This is a genomic window from Mesorhizobium sp. CNPSo 4670, from assembly GCF_057784235.1.
The window spans coordinates 98287-120645 of record NZ_JBWJFQ010000005.1 but is presented as its reverse complement, the minus strand read 5'-3'; the positions used below and the strand labels follow the sequence as shown (position 1 = coordinate 120645).

Genomic DNA, 22359 nt, shown 5'->3' with positions numbered 1-22359 from the left:
TCCAGCCGCAGCGACATGGATTTAAATCGATTAGTTTGGGCCAGTCCGGCGAAATCGCTTCATGCGTTTCGCCGGGGCATTTTTGCTTCAGCGTGTCGTTGTCCCAAAACCGCAATACACTTTGGGCGACATGCAAGACCTTACTTGCCGTGCAAGCGGGCTTCCGCTGCCTTGGCGGCTGCGTCGGCGGTGATGCCGAAATGCGGATAGAGCTGTTCGATGGTGCCGCTGGCGCCGAAGCCGGTCATGCCGATGAAGATGCCGTCGGAGCCGATGAGATGGTCCCATCCCTGGCGGATGCCCGCCTCGATCGCCATCTTGATCGGCGCGTTGCCGATCGTCTTCTTGCGGTAGTCGTCGCTCTGCTTGTCGAACAATTCGAAGCAGGGCATCGACACGACGCGGGTCGGATGACCATGCTTCTCCAGCAACTCGCGGGCGGCAAGCGCGATCTCTACCTCGGAGCCGCTGGCGAAGATCGTCACCGCGGCCTCGCCGCTGGCTGCGGCCAGTTCGTAGCCGCCCTGGCTGCTCAGGTTCTTGGCCGAGAATTCGGTGCGCACCGTCGGCAGGTTCTGGCGGGTCAGCGCCAAGGTCGAAGGCGTCTTTTCCGACTCGAGAGCGATCTGCCAGCATTCGGCGGTTTCCACCGCATCGGCCGGACGGAAGACATTGTGGTTGGGAATGGCGCGCAGTGCCGCCAGATGCTCGACCGGCTGGTGGGTCGGGCCGTCTTCGCCCAGACCGATGGAATCATGGGTCATGACGAAGATCGAACGGATGCCCATCAGCGAGGCCAGCCGCATCGATGGACGGGCGTAGTCGGAGAAGCACATGAAGGTGCCGCCATAGGCGATCAGGCCGCCATGCAGCGTCAGTCCATTGAGTGCGGCCGCCATGCCATGCTCGCGGATGCCGTAGTGAACATAGCGCTGGCCATAGTCGTCCGGCGTGATGTTCTTGGTCTGGCTGGTCTTGGTGTTGTTGGAACCGGTCAGGTCGGCGGAGCCGCCGATAGTCTCGGGTACCGCGCCGTTGATGACTTCCAACGCCATCTCGGACGATTTGCGGGTTGCGACCTTCGGCTTGTCGGCCGAAAGCTTCTGCTTGTAGTCGGCAATGACAGCGTCGAAGTTGGACGGCAGCTTGCCGGCGATGCGGCGCTCGAACTCAGCCTTCAGCTTTGCTTCGGCCTTGGCAAGGCGGCCTTCCCAGTCGGTGCGTGCGTTGACGCCGGCTTTGCCGGCGGTGCGCCATGCGTCGAGGATGTCGGCCGGAATCTCGAAGGGCGGCGAATCCCAGTTGAAGAACTTCCGCGCGCCGGCAATCTCGTCGGCGCCGAGCGGCGAGCCGTGTGCCTTGTTGGTGCCGGCCTTGGTCGGCGCACCGAAGCCGATGGTCGTCTTGCAGGCGATCATCGTCGGCTTGTCGGAATGGCGGGCGGCTTCGATGGCATAGGCGATCGCTTCCGGATCCGTGCCGTCGATGTGGTTGGCGTTCCAGCCGGAAGCCTGGAAGCGGGCAACCTGGTCGGTGTTGTCGGCGAGCGACACCGGGCCATCGATCGAGATGTTGTTGTTGTCCCAGAAGACGATCAGCTTGTTGAGCTTGAGGTGCCCGGCAAGCGCGATGGCCTCCTGGCTGACGCCTTCCATCAGGCAGCCGTCGCCGGCCAGCACGTAGGTGTAGTGATTGACGAGGTCGTTGCCGAAGGCGGCGTTCATGATGCGCTCGCCGAGCGCGAAGCCAACCGAATTGGCGAGGCCCTGGCCGAGCGGGCCGGTCGTCGTCTCGATGCCGGTGGCGTGACCGTATTCAGGGTGGCCGGCGGTCTTCGAGCCCAACTGGCGGAAATGCTTGATCTGGTCGATGGTCATGTCTTCATAGCCGGTCAGATGCAGCAGCGAATAGAGCAGCATCGAGCCGTGACCGGCCGAGAGGATGAAGCGGTCGCGATCGGGCCAGTGCGGGGCCTTGGGATCATATTTCAGGAAGCGCGTGAACAGCACCGTGGCGATGTCGGCGCAGCCCATCGGCAGGCCGGGATGGCCGGACTGAGCCTTCTCGACGGCGTCCATGGAGAGAAAACGGATCGCATTCGCCATCCGGTCATGTTGTTCACGCGACGTCATGGTTCCTCCAGAAATGGGGGTTTGGGGGCTGGGGAGAGCCCTGGAAAAGGGTGCGCGACACATAGCAGGCGCGGGCTTTTAGTCAACAAATCGGTGCGTATTTACCGGTCTTGTGATGCCGGCGGCGGGCCTACATTAGCGTTAGCAGGGGACAGTCGCGAGAGCTTTGTTGACGTTGCCTTCACCCGGTGCCTAATGTTTCGCGGATAACGCGTTCTGAACGCGAACGATTCGGTGATGGGCAGGGCACAGGACGAAGGCCATGACCGGGGAAACCACGCTCAAGGAAGTCATCTCCAGGCTGGGTAAGGCCATCGAGGGGCTGGAAAATGCCGTGGCGGCCAAGCTCGAGCATGAACGCGATTACTCGGAAGCCGAGGCCGAGGTGCAGCGGATGAACGCCGACCGCTCCCGGCTGGCGCAAGAACTCGACAATTCCGAAGCGCGCGCCGAAAGGCTGGAAGACGCCAACAAGGAAGTGTCGCGACGGCTGGTGACCGCCATGGAAACCATCCGCGCTGTGTTGGACAGATAGGGCTGGACAGGTAGGCTCATGGCACAGGTCACGGTTTCCATCGACGGCAAGCAGTATCGGATGGCCTGCGACGAAGGCCAGGAAGAGCATCTGATCGATCTTGCGGAACGCTTCGACCGCTATGTCTTGCATCTGAAGGACTCATTTGGCGAGATCGGCGACCAGCGGCTGACCGTCATGGCCGGCATCATGGTGATGGACGAGCTTTCGGAGTTGCAGAAGCGCGTCAAGGGCATGGAAAGCGAAGTGCTGACCTTGCGCAAGACGCGCGACGATGCGCTGACCAAGGCCGACAAGAACGACAGCGTGCTGACCAACGCGCTTGGTGCACTGGCGCAGCGCATGGAAGATCTGACGGAGACGCTGGCGGTCAACAAGGCCTGAGGGCACGGAGCGTTCCTACCCACGCCAGGCTCGCATGCGCTGTCGTTATCGTCGGTAGCACAAAAATGCTCGTTCTGCCGCCGACAAGAGTTTCATATTATCTCGCGGCCACGATTTTTGCGCTAAGATGCGGCAATGCCGGAGCGTGGGGACGCCTTGATGGCGGCATGGTTTGCCGCCCGTAGCCCTCTCTGCTGGCAGGATTTGTTTCAGGGGAGATGTGCCATGAGCCTTCGTATCAACGACATCGCGCCGGACTTCACCGCCGAGACCACGCAAGGGACGATCAAGTTCCATGAATGGATCGGTGACGGCTGGGCGATCCTATTCAGCCACCCGAAGAATTTCACCCCGGTCTGCACGACCGAGCTTGGCACGATGGCCGGGCTGGAAGGCGAGTTCAAGAAGCGCAATGTCAAGATCATCGGCATTTCGGTCGATCCGGTCGAAAGCCACGGCAAATGGCAGGACGACATCAAGACGGCGACCGGCCATTCAGTGAAGTATCCGCTGATCGGCGACAGGGACCTTAAGGTCGCCAAGCTCTATGACATGCTGCCGGGCGGCGCCGGCGAGACGTCGGAGGGCCGCACGCCCGCCGACAATGCCACGGTGCGCTCGGTCTATGTCATCGGGCCGGACAAGAAGATCAAGCTGGTGCTCACCTACCCGATGACCACGGGCCGCAACTTCGACGAGATCCTGCGCGCGGTCGATTCCATGCAGCTGACCGCCAAACACCAGGTGGCGACGCCGGCGAACTGGAAGCAGGGGGAGGATGTCATCATCACCGCCGCCGTCTCCAACGAGGATGCAATCAAGCGTTTCGGCGCCTACGAGACCATCCTGCCCTATCTCAGGAAGACCAAGCAGCCATCCGCCTGACCACTTCGGAACAGTTTTTGGCTTTCTCGCCGCAGCGAGCGAAATGATACTTGACTGGGTCACGCGAGGGGGCAACCATGCTCCCCTTGGGTGCCGGTAGAGAAAATCATTCCTGCCGACCAAAGCGCGTCCTTCCGAATGGATTCAGACGGCGCGCCGAGGTCTGAGTTGTTATGCATGTCGTTCTCCCAAAGCCGGGGCCACTTTTGGGCGACATGCATCAAGGGTTGGGGGAGCTGAAATTGGACCTAGCTTTGGCCAGGCCGCAGGTCAGCGGCTTCTATGACAAGCCGACCGGGGCAATCCAATATGTCGTCGCCGACCCGGCGACGAAACGATGCGCCATCATCGATCCGATCCTCGACTTCGACGAGAGGTCCGGCGTCACGGCGACGAAGAGCGCCGATGCCCTGCTCGACTTCGTCAGCGAGCAGGGGCTGGGCGTCGAGTGGATCCTCGATACCCATCCGCATGCCGACCATTTCTCGTCGGCGCACTATCTGAAGCAGAAGACCGGCGCGCCCACGGCGATCGGCGAGAGGATCGTCGACGTCCAGAAACTGTGGAAGGCGATCTACAACTGGCCGGATTTTCCCGCCGACGGTTCGCAGTGGGACAGACTGTTCGGGGAAGGCGAGACCTTTCGGATCGGCACCCTTCCGGTCACGGTGCTGTTCTCCCCAGGGCACACGCTGGCCTCGATCACCTATGTGATCGGCGATGCCGCCTTCGTCCACGATACGCTGTTCGTGCCCGACAGCGGCACCGCGAGGGCGGACTTTCCCGGCGGCAGTGCAGCGCGGCTGTGGCATTCGATCCAGGACATCCTGGCGTTGCCGGACGAGACGCGCGTTTTCGTCGGCCATGACTATCAGCCCGGCGGACGAGAGCCGTTGTGGGAAAGCACGATCGCGATGCAGAAGGCCAGCAATACCCACCTCGTTGCCGCGCGCACCGAGGCTGATTTCGTCGCCCTGCGTGAAACCCGCGACAGGACACTGCCGATGCCGAGGCTGATTCTGCATGCGCTGCAGGTCAACATGAATGGCGGACGGCTGCCTGACCCGGAGGCCAATGGCCGGCGGTATCTGAAATTTCCGCTGGACTCGCTTTGACCTGACGGCGCTAGAGCGGTTCACCGTTTCACGGAAACGCCGAACCGCTCTATCTCTTTGTTTTGACGCAATTCCGGACGGAAAACCGTTTCACACTTTTCCTGAATTGCTCTAGACAGCGCTACAAAAAAGGCGGCGTCAGTTTCCTGACGCCGCCCTTGTATTTTTGTTGCCGAGCTAGCCTAAGCCGCCGGCTGCGCCTCGATGGTGCGCAGCGCCTGGGTCTGGCGCTTGGCGGCGGCCTTGACCGCATCCTGCACCTTCTCGAAGGCGCGCACCTCGATCTGGCGCACGCGCTCGCGGCTGATGTCGAACTCGGCCGACAACTCTTCCAGGGTCAGCGGCTCCTCGGCGAGGCGACGAGCCTCGAAGATGCGCCGCTCGCGCTCGTTGAGCACGGCAAGAGCGCCCGACAGCATGCCGCGCCGGTTTTCCAGCTCGTCCTGCTCGATCAGCATCTCTTCCTGGCTTTCATGGTCGTCGACGAGCCAGTCCTGCCATTCGCCGGATTCGCCTTCGCTCGCCCGGATCGGGGCGTTGAGCGAGGCGTCGCCCGACAGGCGGCGGTTCATCGACACCACTTCGGCTTCGGAAACGTTCAGCCTTGTGGCGATCTCGGCGATCTGGTCGGGCTTGAGATCGCCGTCATCCAGTGCCTGGATCTTGCCCTTCACCTTGCGCAAGTTGAAGAACAGGCGCTTCTGGTTGGCGGTCGTGCCCATCTTGACCAGGCTCCACGAGCGCAGGATGTACTCCTGGATCGAGGCCTTGATCCACCACATGGCGTAGGTCGCGAGGCGGAAGCCGCGCTCCGGTTCGAATTTCTTGACGGCCTGCATCAGGCCGACATTGCCTTCCGAGATCACCTCGCCGATCGGCAGGCCGTAGCCGCGATAGCCCATGGCGATCTTGGCGACGAGCCGAAGGTGGCTGGTGACGAGCTTGTGTGCAGCGGAGGTGTCTTCATGCTCGGCATATCGCTTGGCGAGCATGTACTCTTCCTGCGGCTGCAGCATGGGAAAGCGGCGGATTTCTTCCAGGTAGCGGCTGAGGCCGCCTTCGCCGGAAACGATACTGGGTAGTGACTGGGCCATGATAGCGCCCCCTCTCTATTGGAGTGATGCCCCCGAAACGCGGCGGGCATGTGACGCGAGCACCAAAAGGCTCGCCCGCGACACCAGATATATACAGGAACAAAACCAGAAAAGACAGGCGTTTGTTCAACACGAAACAGTGTGTCACGCTGAAGTGAACAATGCCAGTCAGGTTTTTTGATGGCTAGCTTGAAGCTTGTTGGTGACTGGTTCAGAGCTTGCGGAAGCCGCCGGCGAGTTCCTCCATGTCCCTCGGTATCGGCGCCTCGAACCTCATCGGTAGATGGGTAGTCGGGTGGCGAAATGCAAGGAGCCAGGCATGCAAAGCCTGCCGGGAAAATGCCTTGACCTGGCTTTTCAGCGGTTCGGGCAGCCTGTTGGCCTTGGTGCGGAAGGCCTGGCCATAGTCGGGGTCGCCGATCACCGGATGGCCGATATGCGCCATGTGGACGCGGATCTGGTGGGTGCGGCCGGTCTCGAGCCGGCATTCGACCAGGCTGGCCGTGGCGAACTCCTGTTGATCGACGCCGAAGCGCTCCCGCACGGTAAAGTGAGTGACGGCATGGCGGGCGTCGTCGCGTCCTTCCGGCACCACGGCGCGGCGCACGCGGTCGGCGGCGCGGCCGAGCGGCGCGTCGACCGTGCCCGTCGGCCTCTGCGGTAGGCCCCAGACCAGCGCGAGATAGGCGCGTTCGAGATCGCCGGTCAGGCCGTGATCGGCGAAGGCCTCCGACAGCGACTTGTGGGCGCGGTCGGTCTTGGCGACCACCATGACGCCGCTGGTCTCCTTGTCGAGGCGGTGGACGATGCCCGGACGGCGCACGCCGCCGATTCCGGAAAGGCTATCGCCGCAATGGTGGATCAGCGCGTTGACCAGAGTGCCGGTCCAATTGCCGGCGCCGGGATGCACGACAAGGCCAGCCGGCTTGTTGATGACGATCAGTTCGTCATCCTCGTAGAGCACATCGAGCGCGATGTTCTCGCCTTGTGGCTCCGCCGGTTCCGGCTCCGGCATGGCCACCGAGACGCTTTCGCCCGGCGTCATCTTGCGTTTGGTCTCGTTGATCGGCTTGCCGTCGACCCTGACCGCGCCCTGCCTGATCAGCATCTGCACGCGGCTGCGCGACATGTCCGGGCCGAGGCTCGTCGCCAGCCACTGGTCGAGGCGCTGACCGGCCGCTTCCGCGCCCGCCACCAGCACGGTGGGCGCCGCCGCTATGAATTGGTCCTCTATCAATTCAGGGGCCTCTTCGCTATGAGCGCTCATTGAAAAACCGTTCCGGACTATTTGCCATGGCCAGCCCAATTGCCGAGGAAGATCAGGAGAAACCGCTCGACCCCGAGGTCGAAAAGGTGCGCAGGAAACTCGTCCGCTTCGTCGGGATCAATCTCGGCCTGCTGTTCCTTGCCCTTATGGTGGTGATCGGCGCCCTTGTCTACAAAGCCCGCAACGCGCCGCCGGCGAACCCGCCGCTGGCCGGTGACATCCAAGCCCCGGCCGGCGAGCCGGTCAGCGGCGACATCGTACTGCCGGTCGGGGCCAAGGTGGTCAGCCAGTCGCTGTCCGGCAACCGCGTGTCCATCGACGCCGAGCTTGTCGACGGCAGCCGCACGATCTTCGTCTACGACATGACAGAGCGCCGGGTGATCGGCCGTTTTGCAATTCGCAACAAATGAGCGGGCCGCAACAAATGAACAGGCGTCAGGGATGAAGGGGTTCGCCGAACATCGTCGCGTCGCGACTGTTGCGCTGGTCGTCGCCAACTATGACGAGGCGATCGCCTGGTATGTCGACAAGTTGGGTTTCCTGCTCATCGAGGATGTCGATCTCGACGCCGGCAAGCGCTGGGTCACGGTGGCGCCGGCCAACGGGCAGGGCGCCAGGCTGCTGCTGGCCGAGGCTTCCGACGAGGCACAAGAGAAAAGCATCGGCAACCAGACCGGCGGCCGTGTCTTCCTGTTCCTCGAAACCGACGACTTTGTGCGCGACCATGCGGCGATGCTGGAGAAGGGCGTCGAATTCCGCGAGGCACCGCGCTTCGAGCCCTATGGCACGGTCGCGGTTTTCGCCGATCTGCATGGCAATCTCTGGAACCTGATCGAGCCGAAACGGTAGGCTTGCGACTGGCTTTTCCTCGATACGACAAAGCCGGCGAAGCCCAGTTGCTTTTTCCCAGCCGTCAGCCTATATCGCCGGTTCTTGAACGCGCCCATCGTCTAGCGGTCAGGACACCGCCCTCTCACGGCGGGAACAGGGGTTCGATTCCCCTTGGGCGTACCACTCTCTCCACCAATCAACCAATCATCCGATCTCCCTGCTCTCGTCGCTTCTGGCGCAGCGGGGCCGATTGCATTAGCATTGCGGCTTGGATCCTGAGGCACGGCTCGAGCGGCGCGCACAACGCCGGGGATCCAGACCGGCAGTTGATGCCGCGCGGGGAGGAAGGCCAATGCAGAAACTGCAATCGCAGGGCGTGCATCACATCACGCTGGTCGGCGCCGGGCGCCAGACCTCGATCGATTTCTGGGAAGGCGTGCTCGGCATGCCGTTCATCTTCGAGCAGCCCAACCTCGACAAGGCAAAAGAGAGCCACCTCTATTTCGATCCGGGCGATGGCCGGTTGATCACCATCTTCACCGATGAGAGCCGTACGCCGGAAAAGCGACGCACGCCGACCGATCCGGGTTGCGTCCACCACATCGCTTTTTCTGTGTCGCGCGTCACTTTCCTGCAGGCGGTTGGCCGGCTCGACGAGCGCGGCATCAAGCACAGCGGCGTCAAGGATCGCGGCTTCATGGATTCGATCTATTTCGAGGATCCGCTCGGCCTGCTGATCGAACTCGCCTCCTACCGGTTCGAGCCGCCGGTGGGTTTCACCCATGCCGACGTGTTGATGGAAGCGCACAGGCTGCGTGTCGCGCGCGGCGACTACAACATTGCGGAAGTGCATCTCGCCGATGCGATCCAGGCGCTCGTCGAGCGTTCGCGCGCAACCTTGTCGGACGACCGGGCGCCGAAGAACCCATACTGAACAAACCAGAGGGAGGAACAAATGGCCAAGACAGCAACGAAGAGCGCCAAAAAACCTGCGGCCAAGGTAGCCGCAAAACCGGCGGCGAAAGCGGCGGCAAAGCCGGCGGTGAAGGCTGCTGCCAAGCCCGCTGCGAAGGCCAAGGCAAAGCCGGCTAAGAAACCTGCCGTGAAGCTGAGCATGCTGAAGCCCAGCGTCAACAACATGACCGTGCGGGTGTTCGCGCGCGCGGCCGGGCTGGGTGCCGACGAGACCGATGCCTGGGGTCACACGCGCTCGCCGGAATTCACGGCGCGAAATCCCTCGCATTTGACGCCGATGATCGAGGACAAGGGCCTTCCCAGAGGCGTGTTGTGGGAAAGCTGCGCCATCATGCAGTACCTGGCGAACAAGCACGGGTTGGAGAAATTCTATCCCAAGGCGCCGACCAAGCGGGCGATGATCGACAGTGCCATGTTCTACCTGGTCGGTACGCTCTACCCCTACGTGGCGCGCGCCACCTATCCGTTCCTTGGCTTCCCGCAATATGCCGGCGAGGTCGGCCACAGCGACGCCCACCCCGACAAGAAGTCCGAAGCCCAGAAGGCCGCGATGGCCGCGATTGCCGAGCCGCTGGAGGTCTTCCACAGCTTCTTCAGGGACGGCAAGCCGTTCATCGGCGGCAAGAACCCGTCGATCGCCGACATCCGCCTGGCGGCGACACTCGAGTTCCTGGCGGTCGTCGATTATCCTCTGCCCAAATGGGCCAAGGAGTATATGGCGGCGATCGAGAAGAAGCTCGGCAAGGCGTACGCCGAGCCTGCCGGCGACGTGCGCGGCTACATCGCCTATGTGAGATCGCAAGCCAAGGCCTGAGGTTAAAGGGGGCCTGTGGTTAAAGGGAGCCCGAGGTTAAGGATTCGTTAACCAAAGCCCTGTCTACTGCCGATAATTCACCCCGCGACCACGGATGTACTGGCGCCGAGGTGGAAGGAAAGGTCGGCGCAATGCCGGCCTTTTTGCTTTCGCTCACTGTCGACGTGACGTCCTATCTTCTTGTTTTAACGCAATTCCAGACGGAAAACTCCGTTTCACACCTTTCATGGAATTGCTCCGGTGTAGCATTTTCGGCGTCAACTTTTTGCCCAGAGATATTGTCATTGCCGGCGTTGGCCTTACCATCCATTTCGGCAGTCGGCATGGACTGCCGGTCAGGAGTGAGACGAGGGCTGGCGATGAAAAGCGTTGCGAGGCAGGCTGCGGTTGCGGGGATGATGCTGGCAGGCGCCGTTCATCCTTCAAATGCCGCTGAACTCAACACAATGAGCGATGTCGGGGCTGCGATCCAGGCATGCTGGACGCCGCCGGCGGACGCCGGAACTGCCAGCGTTACCTTGAGCTTCAGTTTCAAGCGGGACGGCACGCTGATCGGCCCCCCGAGGCCGACAGCCATCAAGGTGGATGGCGACGCCAATGCGAAAAAGTCATTTGTTGATGCCGCGACTACGGCCTTGCAGAATTGCCTGCCCCTGACCTTCTCGTCGAAGCTGGCGCAAGGGGTCGCGGGCAGCGTGTTCACGTTGCAGTTCACGTCTCCCAAGTAGGCGACAAGCGAGCCGGAACCGCCTTGCCACGGCGGTGCGCTCAGCTCTTGGCGTATGCTGGTTTAGTGGTGACTGCGCCTCGCCTCGGCATGCCGGGCAAGATCAGGCGTCTCGAAAACGTAGTCGTTCCAGGCCGATTCCGGAACCTGGCCGGCCAGATAGCATTCCAGCAACAGGCTTTGCTCGGCATTGAGGGGCCTTGGTGCACGCTCGTGATCCAGCCCCAGCGAGTGAAACAGGTTCCTTGTCAGGTCCGAAACCGTGAAGTGGATCGACATCTGCGTTCTCCTCTCTCCTGACCCATTCAACGCTGAAGGCCAGGCAAAGGTTTCAAGCTCAAACACAAATAAAGGATGGTCTGGATCACAGGGACAGTTGGAACAGAGGGGCACTCACGGCGTTGTGATCGACATCAGCCAGGAGAAACGCCATGGCAACGTTCAGGGAAATGAGGGTGCTGGAGATCGTCGAAGACGGCTCCCTGACCACCGAACAGAAAATCGCTGAACTGCGCGAGATCGAATCCGAGGCTCGTGGGCTGCAGCGGGCTGCGTCGGAGAGCCCGATGGGCGACGATGACGGCTGGCAGGACGATTTGCGTCAGGTGCGTCTTGCACTCGACAAGCTCGGTGCGAAAGAACCCAAAAAGGGCGCTGCCTCGCTCTGAACGCAGAGCTTGCTGACAGGCATTTGCCAATCAATCGCTATTCGCAGACCATGCGAGCTCTCTTGCCGGGCTCGCTGACGTTTCTGCACGTCAGCAGCTTCGCCGGTTCAGACGAGGAAGGCGGTGTCGAGACCCTCGTCCGGTGCCGCCCTGGCGCGGCATGGCTCACGACCCTGCGCTCGGAAAACCGCGGTGGCGGCTGCGGCGCCACCGGAAAGGCCCCGTCTTCAACCTGCTCGTATTCGACACGCGGTGGCGGCCGGTCCCAGAAACGCCTGACGTCGAGCGGCCTCGGGATGACCACGGTGCCGTCATAGGTGCGCGAGCAGCCGCTGCCGAAAAGCAGCATCAGCCCCATGAAACAAGGCAAAGTCCGTCCAACCATCCGCAATATCCCTTGAAGCTTATATAGCGGCTTCAATCCTGCCGGCAAGCCGGCGGAACAACGCAGGCCGTGTCGGCCAAAATATCTAACCGCCTGTTAAGGTTAGCGGATCATTAATGCTTGTCGGGCACATTCCGGCGACGAACCGCGGGGAGGGTTCGGCCTTGGTTTTCGGGTGGGGACGGCATGGCGGAAGCGGACGACACAATCGGCGCGCGTGGCAAGCGCGGGCCTCGCAAATCGGCAACGCATGGCGACGCTGCATTACCGTCCCCTGCGGGCAGGGATTCGACCGACACGCTTCGCCAGCTGGTCGAAGCCGGTTCGGACTGGGTCTGGGAGACCGACGCCGAGTTACGCTTCTCCTGGCTTTCGCAGAACTACCAGGCAGCCACCGGCATCGATCCGGTTGAAGTGCTTGGCCGGTTCCGTTTCGACTTTCTCAACCAGGTCCTGAACGGCGACCGCAGCGGTGCCGCGCATCTGGCGGATCTGCAGGCGCATCGGCCGTTTCGCGACTTCGTCCATGAGCTGAAAGGCGGCCGCGCCGATTGCCGCTGGATCTCGACCTCGGGCTTTCCAAGGTTCGATGGCGAAGGAAAATTTGCCGGCTATCGCGGCATCGGCCGCAACGTCACGGCGCTGGCCGGGGCCTTCGGAGCCCTGGAGCAGAAGCCGGCGGCGGACGCCGAACCCGTCCAGCATCTTGTCGATCTCGAGCGGACGATGGACGCCATGCACATGGGCGTGGTGCTTCTGGACGCCAGACTGGATACGCTGATCGTCAACAAGGCCTATCGCGACCTGTCCAGGATCCCGGACGGTGCCGTGACCATCGGCGCCCCGTTCAGCCTGTTGATGGAACTCAACCGCCGCAACGGCATCTATGGCGATATCGACGAACAGCAATGGCAGCGCTACCTCGGCACCCGCATCGAGGAGATTCGCGCCGGCTCCGTTGCGCCACGCGAATTTCTCCACGCCGACGGCAGGGCCATGATGTTCTCGGTCACCGCCCTGTCCGGCGGCAAGCGCCTGCTGACCTACTACGACATCACCGATCTGAAGCTTCGCGACGCCGAAGTCGAGAACGCCAATGCCAGGACGGCGGAGACCTTCGCGAACCTTCGCGCCATGGTCGACCAGATGCCGATCGGTGTCCTCGTCCTCGATGCCGATTTGCACGCCGAAGTCATCAACCGTGCCTTCTACGATTTCTGGCAGATCGACGCCCGCCGCGCCGAGATCGGCTGCAGCTTCCGCGAGCTGATGGACGCCAGCCGCGGCGTCGACCCGTATGGTTCCGATGAGGCGACATGGCAGCGGCACATCGCCGATCGCGAGGCCGAAATCAGGGCCGGCACGGCCGGATCGCGACAATTCCCGCGCAATGACGGGCGCACGCTGATCTCGTCGATGGCGCCGCTGGCCGGCGGCAAGCGGCTGATCTCCTATGTCGACGTCACCGATATGAAGGATCGCGAGGCTGAGCTTGCCGACGCGCTGGAGAAATCGCGGCTGGCGGAAGCGGTGATCAACGCCGTCAAGGATCCGATCTTCGTCAAGGACGACCATTTGCGGTTTGTGTTCGTCAACGAAGCGTTCGCCGCCTTGTTTGGCCAGACGCCGCAAGCCATGCTTGGCAAGCCCGGCGGCGATTTTGTCTCAGGCAGCCATGTCGCGCTATTCGAACAGAGCGAACGGGACGTGCTTGCCAGCGGGCGCGCCTACGAAGTGGAAGAAAATTTCGAGGCCGATGGCGCCAGCCGGTCGCGCATCGTCAGGAAGAGCCGCGTCGGCATGCCAAGCGGCCGCAACTACGTCGCCGGCTTCCTGTTCGACATTTCCGACATGAAGCGCCGCGAGACCGAGGCCGAGGATGCGCGCAAGCATCTCGCCAGCGTGCTGGAATCCTTGCCGGCGGCCGTGATCATCTACGATCGCGACGACAAGTTCGTTTTCGCCAACCGCAAGATCCAGGACACACTGCCGGCCTTGAGGCCGGTATGGCAGCCCGGCTGCACACTCCGCGAGGCGCTGGCTCTCGGCCGTTCGAACGGCTATTTCCGCAACAGCGGCGACCCGCAAGTCGACACGCTCTATGACGGCGACCCCGATCCATGGCTGGATGCGATCCTTGCCCGCTACCGCCTGTCCAGTTCCTCGTTCGAACGTCACAACCCCGATGGCCGCTGGTATCAGGTCTACGACATGCGGACCGACGATGGCACGTTCATCGGCGTTCGCGTCGACATCTCCGAGATCAAGAGCCGCGAGAAGGCGCTGCGCGACTCGATGCGCCAGATCGATCTGTTCCGGCACGTGCTGGACGATCTGCCGGTGGCTGCCTTCATCAAGGCGCAGGACCTGAGCATCGAGTTCGTCAACAAGGCCTGGTGCGCGATAACAGGTCTCGCCAAGGAAGAGGTCATCGGCCGCACCGACCGTCAGCTGTTCGGTGGGCACGATGGCGATAGCTACAGCCATGACGACACCGAGGTCGCCGTGACCGGCGCCGTCAAGGAGATCGAGGAACCCGTCACCCATCGCGACGGCACGGTCCGGCAATTGATGACCCGCAAGAGCCGCCTGGTGGCGCTGGACGGGTCGGTGCATCTGGTCGGTTCGAGTACCGACATCACCGAGGTCAAGGCGCGCGAGCGCGCGCTGGAAGAGAGCATGCGCGAGAACGAGGTGTTCCGCAGCCTGATCGACAACGTGCCGGTGTCGATCTATGCCAAGCGCTCCGATCTTAGGCAGTTCTATGTCAACAAGGGCTGGTGCGACCTGACCGGCTTCGCCAAGGAAGAGGCGATCGGCAAGACAGACATAGAGATCTTCGGGCCTGACGGCGAAGCCTTTGTCGGCAGCGACCTTGCGGTGCTGCGCACCGGCGAAACCCAGGAGGTCGAAGAGACGGTGACGTTGGCCGACGGCAGCGTCAGGCATCAATTCGCCCGCAAGGGCGCGATGATCGCCTCCGACGGTTCGCTCTACCTGATCGGGTCAACCACCGACATCACCGAATTGAAGACGCGCGAGGCCGAACTGCGCGAGGCACGGCAGCGCGCCGTACTCGCCGACCGCGCCAAGTCGGAATTCCTCGCCAATATGAGCCACGAGATCCGCACGCCGATGAACGGCGTGCTCGGCATGGCCGAACTGCTGGCCAAATCGGACCTCAACTCGAAACAGAAGACGTTCACCGACATCATCGTCAAATCGGGCAACGCGCTGCTCACCATCATCAACGACATCCTGGATTTCTCCAAGATCGACGCCGGCCAGCTGGTGCTCGATCCGGCGCCCTTCAACCTTGCCGAGGCGATCGAGGATGTGGCGACGCTGGTGTCGACACGCGCCAAGGAGAAGGATCTCGAGCTCATCGTGCGCATCGAGCCTCGTCTCGAGAGCCTGTTCGTGGGCGATGTCGGCCGCATCAGGCAGATCGTGACCAACCTGCTCGGCAACGCGGTGAAGTTCACCGATGAAGGCCATGTGCTGGTCGATGTCACCGGCGAAAGGGTTCCGACCGGGACGAAACTGACGATCTCGGTCACCGATACCGGCATAGGTATCCCGGAGGAAAAGCTGAAACTCGTGTTCGAGAAATTCAGCCAGGTCGACACCTCGTCGACGAGGCGGCACGAGGGAACCGGCCTTGGTCTTGCCATCACCTCGCGGCTCGTCGAGCTGATGGGCGGCGACATCGGTGTCGAGAGCGCCGAGGGCAAGGGCTCGACCTTCTGGTTCACCGTCACGCTGCCGAGGGCGGGACAGCAGAACGGGCAACGGATCACGCCCGTCGACGTGACCGGCGCGCGCGTGCTGATCGTCGACGACAATGCCGTCAACCGGGCCATCCTGACCGAACAGATGACATCGTGGACGTTCGATTCCTGCGCGGCCGAAAGCGGCGCCGAGGGTCTCAAGGTGCTGATCGCGGCCGCCGCCTATGGCGTGCCGGTCGACTGCGTCGTGCTCGACTACCAGATGCCGGGCATGAGCGGCGCCGAAATGGCGCGGATCGTGCGCAACACCGCCGGCCTCGCTGGCACGCCGATCATCATGCTGACCTCGGTCGACCAGTCGCTCGCCAACACCAGCTATCGCGATCTCGGCATCGATGCCCAGCTGATCAAGCCGGCGCGGTCATCGGCGCTGCTGGAAACGCTGGTTGCCACGATCCAGCGGCATCGCCACAACACGGCCGACACCCAGCCGCAGGCAGCCGACATCCCTCCGGGCAAGGTTGTGCGGCCACCGCCGCCGGCGCCAGCGGAACAACGGGCGCTGCTGCAGCCGCCTTTGGTTCGGCCCCGGCCTCCCGCGACGGCCGGCGGCGACAGGCTGGATATCCTGGTGGCCGAGGACAATGAGGTGAACCAGATGGTGTTCACCCAGATTCTCGGCGAGACCGGCTATGGTTTCGAGATCGTCGGCAATGGCCGCAAAGCGCTCGATGCCTTCGGCCGGCTCAATCCATGCATGATCCTGATGGATGTCTCGATGCCGGAGATGAACGGGCTCGAAGCCACCGCCGCCATTCGCCGGCTGGAGGAAGAAACCGGCACGCATGTGCCGATCGTGGGCGTCACCGCGCATGCGCTGAAGGGCGATCGCGAACGCTGCCTGGAGGCCGGCATGGACGATTACCTGCCCAAGCCGATCAGCCCAAGGGCCCTGCTCGAGAAAGTCGAGCGCTGGGTCGGCGCCAGTCGCCAGGCTCAGCGCAACGCCGGGTAAAAGGCCGGCGTCGCACCCGGCTTGCCCGGGGGAGCCCGGCGGAGATTCGCGACCCCTCGCTGAGGCAAGACTATGGCGCGATCGCACCATATCCAAGGCGACGCCCAGCCGAGACAATAGCCACATTCGAATTCCGCTCTTCCAGTTACGGGCGGGAGCAGCGACCGCCGGCATGAGACAGCGTCAACCTACCCCAACGGACCTGTTTTCGGCGATGGCCCGGCCACGACATCTGGCCGAGAGCAACGCGTTCCCGTCCGGATTTTCTTTGCCGAGGCGTTGATCGCGAAACGGCAGGTCACTCTCGGTGTGAAACGGCGCAAGTACCTGATTCCGGGCACAAAGCCGGTTTCCGCCGCAAGCGCCGGCCGGCCGGCATTTTCCCCGCCCCGATGACGCGTTACCGGGGTGACATGAAACTGTCATGCGACTGTTATAATCGAAGGCTATTGGCCTCAGCGGGCGCCGAGAGGATGGCGCCGAGAGACCATCTTCCGAACAGGAGCAGGCCACATGAGACATTTCATCCGCTCAGCGGTCGTTGCGATTGCAATGGCCACAGCGTCTACCGTCACCCTTTCTGCAGCCATGGCCGCGGACCTTTCCGGCGCCGGCTCGACGTTCATCTACCCGGTGTTCGCCAAGTGGGCCGACACCTACAAGAAAGACACCGGCGTCGGCCTCAACTACCAGTCGATCGGTTCGGGCGGCGGCATCAAGCAGGTCATCGCCAAGACCGTGACCTTCGGCGCCACCGACAAGCCGATGTCCGATGCCGATCTGGAAAAGAACGGCCTCGTGCAGTTCCCGATGGTGATGGGCGGCATCGTGCCGATCGTCAACCTGACGGGCGTCAAGCCGGGCGAACTCATCCTTGACGGCAAGACGATCGCGCAGATCTACCTCGGCGCCATCACGACCTGGGACGACGCCGCGATCAAGGCGCTCAACCCGACCCTGACCCTGCCGTCGACGGCGATCGCCGTCGTCCACCGTTCGGACGGTTCGGGCACGACCTTCAACTTCACCGACTATCTGGTCAAGCTGTCGCCCGACTGGAAGGACAAGGTTGGTTCGGACACCGCGGTCGAATGGCCGACCGGCGTCGGCGCCAAGGGCAGCGAGGGCGTTGCCAACACCGTCAAGCAGACCGACGGCGGCATCGGCTACGTCGAGTATGCCTATGCCAAGCAGAACAACCTGTCGTACTCCAAGATGTTGAATGCCGCTGGCAAGGTCGTCGAGCCGTCGCTCGAATCCTTCGGCTCGGCTGCTTCGAATGCCGACTTCAAGGGCGCGAAGAACTTCAACGTCATCATCACCAACGAACCTGGCGATGCCACCTGGCCGATCGCTGCTTCGACCTGGGTGCTGATCCACAAGACCCCCGATGACGCCGCCGCGACCGGCGAAGCGCTGAAGTTCTTTGCCTGGGCCTACAAGGACGGCAAGGAAACCGCCAAGGGTCTCGACTACGTCTCGATCCCCGACAGCGTCGTCGACCTGATCAAGGCTTCGTGGAAGGCCGACATCCAGGCTGACGGCAAGCCCGTCTACGTCGGCGAGTAACATCCCTTTGAAGGAGCGCCGCGCCGCGGCGCTCCTTTTCCCTCAACTCAAAGAGCCGAGCTTCACATGAGTGCTGTCCAGGAAGCCTTGCCAGCCATTCGAGGTTCGCGCGACGCGACTGTCAGACGTTTCGCGCTGACCGACGCGATCTTCCACGGAATGACCCGTGCCGCAGCCATACTGGTGCTGGCCTTGCTCGGCGGTGTTGCGATCTCGCTGTTTGCCGGCTCCTGGCAAGCCCTGTCGACCTTCGGCTTCTCCTTCCTGACCAGCGAAAGCTGGAACCCGGTGACGGAGAAATTCGGCGCGCTGGCGCCGATCTACGGCACCATCATCACGTCCGCCATCGCCATCCTGATTGCCGTGCCGCTCGGTATCGGCATCGCCATCTTCCTCACCGAGCTTTGCCCGCGCCCGCTGCGGCGCCCGATCGGCATGGCGGTTGAGCTGCTCGCCGGCATCCCTTCGATCATCTACGGCATCTGGGGCCTGTTCGTGCTGGCGCCCTTCCTGCAGACGACCGTGCAGCCCTTCATCATCAGCGCGTTCCATGGCATTCCCGGCCTCAACAGCCTGTTTGCCGGTCCGCCCTACGGCATCGGCCTTTTGACGTCGTCGCTGATCCTTGCCATCATGGTGCTGCCTTTCATCACCTCGATCACCAAGGACGTCTTCGACACGGTGCCGCCGGTGCTGAAAGAGTCCGCCTACGGCATCGGCTGCACGACCTGGGAAGTGACCCGCCGCGTGGTCATTCCCTATACAAGGATCGGCATCATGGGCGGCGTCATGCTCGGCCTTGGCCGCGCGCTCGGCGAAACCATGGCGGTGACCTTCGTCATCGGCAACGCGCACCGCATCAGCACCTCGCTGTTCGCGCCGGCAACGACGATCTCCGCGACCATCGCCAACGAATTCACCGAAGCCGTCGGCGATCTCTACACCTCTTCGCTGGTAGCGCTCGGCCTGATCCTGTTCGTCATCACCTTCCTGATCCTCGCCATCGCACGCTACATGCTGATGCGCATTGACGCCCGCACGGGAGCCTGACCGATGTCGACAGCCACATCGCTTCATCAGAGCCGCAAGAGGAAGAATTCCGTGATGATGACGCTGTGCGTCGCCGCCGCGGGCATCGGACTTGCCTGGCTGGCGCTCATCCTCGGCGCGCTGCTCTACAAGGGCCTGTCCGGCGTCAATCTTGCGGTGTTCACCGAAATGACGCCGCCGCCCGGCGATGCCGGCGGCCTGCTCAACGCCATCTACGGCAGCATCGTGATGACCATTATCGGCGTCGTCGTCGGTACACCGATCGGCGTGCTGGCCGGCACCTACATGGCCGAATACGGACGCTTTTCGAAGCTCACCACCGTGGTGCGCTTCATCAATGACATCCTTTTGTCGGCGCCGTCGATCATCATCGGCCTTTTCGTCTACGAACTGATGGTCCGGCCGATGGGGCATTTCTCGGCGATCGCCGGCGCTGTCGCGCTTGCCATCCTGGTCATCCCGGTCGTCGTTCGCACCACCGAGGACATGCTCAACCTGGTGCCGAACGCGTTGCGCGAGGCCGGCACCGCGATCGGCGCGCCGCGCTGGGTGGTCATCAAGTCGGTCGCTTACCGCGCCGCCCTTTCAGGCATCGTCACCGGCATATTGCTGTCGATCGCCCGTATCTCCGGCGAGACGGCGCCGCTGCTCTTTACAGCGCTCAACAACCAGTTCTGGTCGAGCAATCTCAACGCGCCGATGGCCAGCCTGCCAGTGACCATCTTCCAGTTCGCTCTCAGCCCTTACGAGGAATGGCAGCAACTGGCCTGGACCGGTGCACTCATCATCACATTGACGGTTCTCGCGCTCAGCATCTTTGCTCGCAGCCTGACCGGACGCAGAGAGGACAAATGAGCCAGATGTTGTCTCCAGACATGACGATCGCCGCCGAGGCAATTGCCGGCAAGGCCAAGATCGAGGTCAAGAACCTCAACTTCTACTACGGCCAGAGCAAGGCGCTGAAGGACATCACGCTGTCGCTGCCCGAGCGCAGCGTCACCGCCTTCATCGGACCTTCGGGCTGCGGGAAGTCGACGCTGCTGCGCGTCTTCAATCGCATCTACGAGCTCTATCCCAAGCAGACGGCCGAGGGCCAGGTGCTGCTCGACGGGCAGAACGTTCTCGACCGCTCGCAGGACCTCAACCTGCTGCGGACCAAGATCGGCATGGTGTTCCAGAAACCGACGCCGTTCCCGATGTCGATCTATGAAAACATCGCCTTCGGCGTCAGGCTCTACGAGAAGATCAGCAAGTCCGAGATGGACGGCCGTGTCGAGCAGGCGCTGAAGCGCGCCGCACTGTGGACCGAAGTCAAGGACAAGCTCAACGCCAGCGGCCTCAGCCTCTCAGGCGGCCAGCAGCAGCGACTCTGCATCGCCCGCACCGTGGCGGTGAAGCCGGAAGTCATCCTGCTCGACGAGCCGGCCTCGGCGCTTGACCCGCTGTCGACCGCCAAGATCGAAGAGCTGATCGACGAGTTGCAAGCCGACTACACGATCGTCATCGTCACCCACAACATGCAGCAGGCGGCGCGCGTGTCGAAGCAGACGGCCTTCATGTATCTGGGCGAACTGGTCGAGTTCGACCGCACCGAGAAGATCTTCACGTCGCCCCGCGAGAAGCGCACGCAGGACTACATCACCGGCCGCTTCGGCTGAGCTCAGGCATACGAGGACTAAGATCATGGGCGAACACACAGTGGCTTCTTTCGACGAGGATCTCGGACAGATCAGCAGGCTGATCCGCGACATGGGCGACCTCGCCGGCTCGATGGTCGGCGGCGCCACCAAGGCGCTGTTGAATTCCGACAACGCCCTGGCGCAGCGCGTCGTCTCCGACGATGCGATCATGGATGCGCGCCAGCGTGAACTCGACGACCGCGCCATCACACTGATCGCCAAGCGTCAGCCGATGGCCGACGATCTGCGCCATGTCGTCGGTTCGATCCGCATGGCCGGCGACCTCGAGCGTATCGGCGACCTTGCCAAGAACATCGCCAAGCGCGTCGGCACCGTCGGCCTCAGCGTCACCCCACGCGACCTGTCGCACTCCATCGACGCAATGGCGCAGCTGGTGCTGATCCAGGTGCAGGGCGTCATCGAGGAATATACGGCGCGCGACGCGGCGGCTTTGGCGAAGCTGCGCGCCGACGACGAGCGCATCGACGTCAAATACACCTCCGTGTTCCGCGAACTCCTGACCTACATGATGGAAGACCCGCGCAACATCACCGCCTGCACGCATCTGTTGTTCTGCGCCAAGAACCTCGAACGCATCGGCGATCACGTCACCAACATCGCGGAAAATGCGTATTATGTTTTGACCGGTACGCAGCTGCCCGCCAATCGTCCGAAGCAGGACGAGACGGCAATGTCCGCGCCGGCGGCATGACGGCAGGGGTGACCAGTCGATGATCGCGCCACGAATCATGGTGGTGGAGGATGAGGAGCCGCTGGGTGTGCTGCTCCGCTACAATCTGGAGTCCGAGGGCTACCAGGTCGAGGTGGTGACGCGCGGCGACGAGGCCGAGATCCGGCTGCAGGAGAACGTCCCCGACCTTCTGGTGCTGGACTGGATGGTGCCGGCGGTTTCCGGAATCGAACTCTGCCGCCGGCTAAGGATGCGTCCCGAGACCGAGCGGCTGCCGATCATCATGCTGACCGCGCGTGGCGAGGAAAGCGATCGTGTGCGCGGCCTCTCGACCGGCGCCGACGATTATCTGGTCAAGCCGTTCTCGACGCCGGAGTTCATGGCCAGGGTCAAGGCGCTGCTGCGCCGCGCCAAGCCGGAAGTGCTGTCCAGCGTGCTCAAGGTCGGCGACATCGTGCTCGATCGTGAATCGCACAGGGTCTATCGCAAGAAGAGCGAGATTCGGCTCGGACCGACCGAATTCCGCCTGCTCGAATTCATGATGCGCCATCCCGGCCGTGTGTTCTCGCGCAGCCAGCTGCTCGACAATGTCTGGGGCGAGACGATCTACATCGACGAACGCACGGTCGACGTGCATGTCGGCCGGCTGCGCAAGGCGGTCAACAATGGCCGCATGCCCGATGTCATCCGCACCATTCGTGGGGCGGGCTACGCAATCCGGGAAGATTAGGGATATGCTGATATTCAGGTGATGCCTGCCTGCGAACGGCAGTTTCCAGCGCTTCCGGTACTCACGGATCCAAATGTCCGCT

The 22359-nt window shown here is 62.7% G+C and carries 22 protein-coding genes and 1 tRNA gene; 18 read left to right on the top strand and 5 right to left on the bottom strand.

The window, feature by feature from the left end; all coding sequences use genetic code 11:
- Positions 1–140 precede the first annotated feature (140 nt).
- On the bottom strand, positions 141–2132 hold the full coding sequence (gene tkt, locus AC0ZT5_RS11415) for a transketolase (protein WP_488496526.1): 1992 nt from the start codon (positions 2130–2132) through the stop codon (positions 141–143).
- A gap of 262 nt (positions 2133–2394) precedes the next feature.
- Between tkt and AC0ZT5_RS11410 the strand changes: the two genes are divergently transcribed.
- The 4 genes from AC0ZT5_RS11410 to AC0ZT5_RS11395 all read left to right on the top strand — a co-directional run bounded on the left by AC0ZT5_RS11410 (position 2395) and on the right by AC0ZT5_RS11395 (position 5051).
- Positions 2395–2667 (top strand): DUF4164 domain-containing protein, encoded by a 273-nt coding sequence (locus AC0ZT5_RS11410; RefSeq protein WP_095089347.1) that lies wholly within the window; start codon positions 2395–2397, stop codon positions 2665–2667.
- Between the two features lie 18 nt (positions 2668–2685).
- The gene (locus AC0ZT5_RS11405) at positions 2686–3051 is read left to right on the top strand and encodes a cell division protein ZapA (RefSeq protein WP_095089345.1); all 366 of its coding nucleotides are present in this window, start codon (positions 2686–2688) and stop codon (positions 3049–3051) included.
- A gap of 225 nt (positions 3052–3276) precedes the next feature.
- Positions 3277–3936 (top strand): peroxiredoxin, encoded by a 660-nt coding sequence (locus AC0ZT5_RS11400; protein ID WP_184875785.1) that lies wholly within the window; start codon positions 3277–3279, stop codon positions 3934–3936.
- A gap of 242 nt (positions 3937–4178) precedes the next feature.
- Positions 4179–5051 carry an MBL fold metallo-hydrolase gene (locus tag AC0ZT5_RS11395; RefSeq protein WP_488496525.1) on the top strand — a complete coding sequence of 291 codons (873 nt, stop codon included), beginning with the start codon at positions 4179–4181 and terminating at the stop codon, positions 5049–5051.
- Between the two features lie 182 nt (positions 5052–5233).
- On the opposite strand, the gene rpoH is transcribed toward AC0ZT5_RS11395, so the two are convergent.
- Both rpoH and AC0ZT5_RS11385 read right to left on the bottom strand, forming a co-directional pair.
- On the bottom strand, positions 5234–6145 hold the full coding sequence (rpoH, locus tag AC0ZT5_RS11390; protein ID WP_184875790.1) for an RNA polymerase sigma factor RpoH: 912 nt from the start codon (positions 6143–6145) through the stop codon (positions 5234–5236).
- Between the two features lie 211 nt (positions 6146–6356).
- Positions 6357–7412, bottom strand: coding sequence for an RluA family pseudouridine synthase (locus AC0ZT5_RS11385; RefSeq protein ID WP_488496524.1), 1056 nt, complete (start codon positions 7410–7412; stop codon positions 6357–6359).
- Positions 7413–7438: 26 nt separating this feature from the next.
- On the opposite strand from AC0ZT5_RS11385, the gene AC0ZT5_RS11380 reads away from it, so the two are divergent.
- The 6 genes from AC0ZT5_RS11380 to AC0ZT5_RS11355 all read left to right on the top strand — a co-directional run bounded on the left by AC0ZT5_RS11380 (position 7439) and on the right by AC0ZT5_RS11355 (position 10760).
- The gene (locus AC0ZT5_RS11380; RefSeq protein ID WP_488496523.1) at positions 7439–7822 is read left to right on the top strand and encodes a fimbrial protein; all 384 of its coding nucleotides are present in this window, start codon (positions 7439–7441) and stop codon (positions 7820–7822) included.
- Positions 7823–7853: 31 nt separating this feature from the next.
- Complete coding sequence (locus AC0ZT5_RS11375; protein WP_488496522.1) at positions 7854–8261, top strand: VOC family protein; 408 nt, start codon at positions 7854–7856, stop codon at positions 8259–8261.
- 90 nt (positions 8262–8351) lie between these two features.
- Positions 8352–8426, top strand: a tRNA-Glu gene (locus AC0ZT5_RS11370).
- Between the two features lie 169 nt (positions 8427–8595).
- A complete protein-coding gene (locus AC0ZT5_RS11365; protein ID WP_488496521.1) occupies positions 8596–9177 on the top strand; it encodes a VOC family protein in 582 nt (193 codons plus the stop codon).
- Positions 9178–9198: 21 nt separating this feature from the next.
- Complete coding sequence (locus AC0ZT5_RS11360) at positions 9199–10032, top strand: glutathione S-transferase family protein (protein ID WP_488496520.1); 834 nt, start codon at positions 9199–9201, stop codon at positions 10030–10032.
- 359 nt (positions 10033–10391) lie between these two features.
- Positions 10392–10760: a hypothetical protein gene (locus AC0ZT5_RS11355; RefSeq protein ID WP_488496688.1), complete on the top strand. Its 369-nt coding sequence runs from the start codon at positions 10392–10394 to the stop codon at positions 10758–10760.
- Positions 10761–10822: 62 nt separating this feature from the next.
- Here the strand turns inward: AC0ZT5_RS11355 and AC0ZT5_RS11350 are convergent, their stop codons facing one another.
- A complete protein-coding gene (locus tag AC0ZT5_RS11350; RefSeq protein WP_477285082.1) occupies positions 10823–11038 on the bottom strand; it encodes a hypothetical protein in 216 nt (71 codons plus the stop codon).
- A 152-nt stretch (positions 11039–11190) separates the two neighbouring features.
- On the opposite strand from AC0ZT5_RS11350, the gene AC0ZT5_RS11345 reads away from it, so the two are divergent.
- Positions 11191–11427, top strand: coding sequence for a hypothetical protein (locus AC0ZT5_RS11345; protein ID WP_477285084.1), 237 nt, complete (start codon positions 11191–11193; stop codon positions 11425–11427).
- 37 nt (positions 11428–11464) lie between these two features.
- Here AC0ZT5_RS11345 and AC0ZT5_RS11340 read toward each other — a convergent pair whose 3' ends face one another.
- A complete protein-coding gene (locus AC0ZT5_RS11340) occupies positions 11465–11812 on the bottom strand; it encodes a hypothetical protein (protein ID WP_488496519.1) in 348 nt (115 codons plus the stop codon).
- 186 nt (positions 11813–11998) lie between these two features.
- Between AC0ZT5_RS11340 and AC0ZT5_RS11335 the strand changes: the two genes are divergently transcribed.
- The 7 genes from AC0ZT5_RS11335 to phoB all read left to right on the top strand — a co-directional run bounded on the left by AC0ZT5_RS11335 (position 11999) and on the right by phoB (position 22277).
- A complete protein-coding gene (locus AC0ZT5_RS11335; protein WP_488496518.1) occupies positions 11999–16558 on the top strand; it encodes a PAS domain-containing protein in 4560 nt (1519 codons plus the stop codon).
- A 513-nt stretch (positions 16559–17071) separates the two neighbouring features.
- On the top strand, positions 17072–18127 hold the full coding sequence (gene pstS, locus AC0ZT5_RS11330) for a phosphate ABC transporter substrate-binding protein PstS (RefSeq protein WP_477299923.1): 1056 nt from the start codon (positions 17072–17074) through the stop codon (positions 18125–18127).
- 66 nt (positions 18128–18193) lie between these two features.
- Entirely contained in the window at positions 18194–19177 is a 984-nt protein-coding gene (gene pstC / locus AC0ZT5_RS11325) for a phosphate ABC transporter permease subunit PstC (RefSeq protein ID WP_488496517.1), read from the top strand.
- Between the two features lie 3 nt (positions 19178–19180).
- Entirely contained in the window at positions 19181–20032 is an 852-nt protein-coding gene (gene pstA / locus AC0ZT5_RS11320; RefSeq protein ID WP_477227750.1) for a phosphate ABC transporter permease PstA, read from the top strand.
- Positions 20029–20835, top strand: a complete 807-nt coding sequence (pstB, locus tag AC0ZT5_RS11315) for a phosphate ABC transporter ATP-binding protein PstB (protein ID WP_095089320.1) — start codon at positions 20029–20031, stop codon at positions 20833–20835. Before pstA ends, pstB begins: the two co-directional genes overlap by 4 nt.
- 25 nt (positions 20836–20860) lie before the next feature.
- Entirely contained in the window at positions 20861–21568 is a 708-nt protein-coding gene (gene phoU / locus AC0ZT5_RS11310; protein WP_095089319.1) for a phosphate signaling complex protein PhoU, read from the top strand.
- 19 nt (positions 21569–21587) lie between these two features.
- On the top strand, positions 21588–22277 hold the full coding sequence (gene phoB, locus AC0ZT5_RS11305; RefSeq protein WP_010911896.1) for a phosphate regulon transcriptional regulator PhoB: 690 nt from the start codon (positions 21588–21590) through the stop codon (positions 22275–22277).
- The last annotated feature ends 82 nt before the right edge of the window (positions 22278–22359 follow it).

Coding starts and splice junctions, on each gene's coding strand:
- AC0ZT5_RS11335 (WP_488496518.1), top strand. CDS start 11,999: ATGGCGGAAGCGGACGACACAATCGGCGCGCGTGGCAAGCGCGGGCCT.
- pstA (WP_477227750.1), top strand. CDS start 19,181: ATGTCGACAGCCACATCGCTTCATCAGAGCCGCAAGAGGAAGAATTCC.
- AC0ZT5_RS11380 (WP_488496523.1), top strand. CDS start 7,439: ATGGCCAGCCCAATTGCCGAGGAAGATCAGGAGAAACCGCTCGACCCC.
- AC0ZT5_RS11360 (WP_488496520.1), top strand. CDS start 9,199: ATGGCCAAGACAGCAACGAAGAGCGCCAAAAAACCTGCGGCCAAGGTA.
- AC0ZT5_RS11410 (WP_095089347.1), top strand. CDS start 2,395: ATGACCGGGGAAACCACGCTCAAGGAAGTCATCTCCAGGCTGGGTAAG.
- AC0ZT5_RS11400 (WP_184875785.1), top strand. CDS start 3,277: ATGAGCCTTCGTATCAACGACATCGCGCCGGACTTCACCGCCGAGACC.
- tkt (WP_488496526.1), bottom strand. CDS start 2,132: ATGACGTCGCGTGAACAACATGACCGGATGGCGAATGCGATCCGTTTT.
- pstS (WP_477299923.1), top strand. CDS start 17,072: ATGAGACATTTCATCCGCTCAGCGGTCGTTGCGATTGCAATGGCCACA.
- phoU (WP_095089319.1), top strand. CDS start 20,861: ATGGGCGAACACACAGTGGCTTCTTTCGACGAGGATCTCGGACAGATC.
- pstC (WP_488496517.1), top strand. CDS start 18,194: ATGAGTGCTGTCCAGGAAGCCTTGCCAGCCATTCGAGGTTCGCGCGAC.
- AC0ZT5_RS11345 (WP_477285084.1), top strand. CDS start 11,191: ATGGCAACGTTCAGGGAAATGAGGGTGCTGGAGATCGTCGAAGACGGC.
- AC0ZT5_RS11375 (WP_488496522.1), top strand. CDS start 7,854: ATGAAGGGGTTCGCCGAACATCGTCGCGTCGCGACTGTTGCGCTGGTC.
- AC0ZT5_RS11350 (WP_477285082.1), bottom strand. CDS start 11,038: ATGTCGATCCACTTCACGGTTTCGGACCTGACAAGGAACCTGTTTCAC.
- rpoH (WP_184875790.1), bottom strand. CDS start 6,145: ATGGCCCAGTCACTACCCAGTATCGTTTCCGGCGAAGGCGGCCTCAGC.
- pstB (WP_095089320.1), top strand. CDS start 20,029: ATGAGCCAGATGTTGTCTCCAGACATGACGATCGCCGCCGAGGCAATT.
- AC0ZT5_RS11365 (WP_488496521.1), top strand. CDS start 8,596: ATGCAGAAACTGCAATCGCAGGGCGTGCATCACATCACGCTGGTCGGC.
- AC0ZT5_RS11355 (WP_488496688.1), top strand. CDS start 10,392: ATGAAAAGCGTTGCGAGGCAGGCTGCGGTTGCGGGGATGATGCTGGCA.
- phoB (WP_010911896.1), top strand. CDS start 21,588: ATGATCGCGCCACGAATCATGGTGGTGGAGGATGAGGAGCCGCTGGGT.
- AC0ZT5_RS11385 (WP_488496524.1), bottom strand. CDS start 7,412: ATGAGCGCTCATAGCGAAGAGGCCCCTGAATTGATAGAGGACCAATTC.
- AC0ZT5_RS11405 (WP_095089345.1), top strand. CDS start 2,686: ATGGCACAGGTCACGGTTTCCATCGACGGCAAGCAGTATCGGATGGCC.
- AC0ZT5_RS11340 (WP_488496519.1), bottom strand. CDS start 11,812: ATGGTTGGACGGACTTTGCCTTGTTTCATGGGGCTGATGCTGCTTTTC.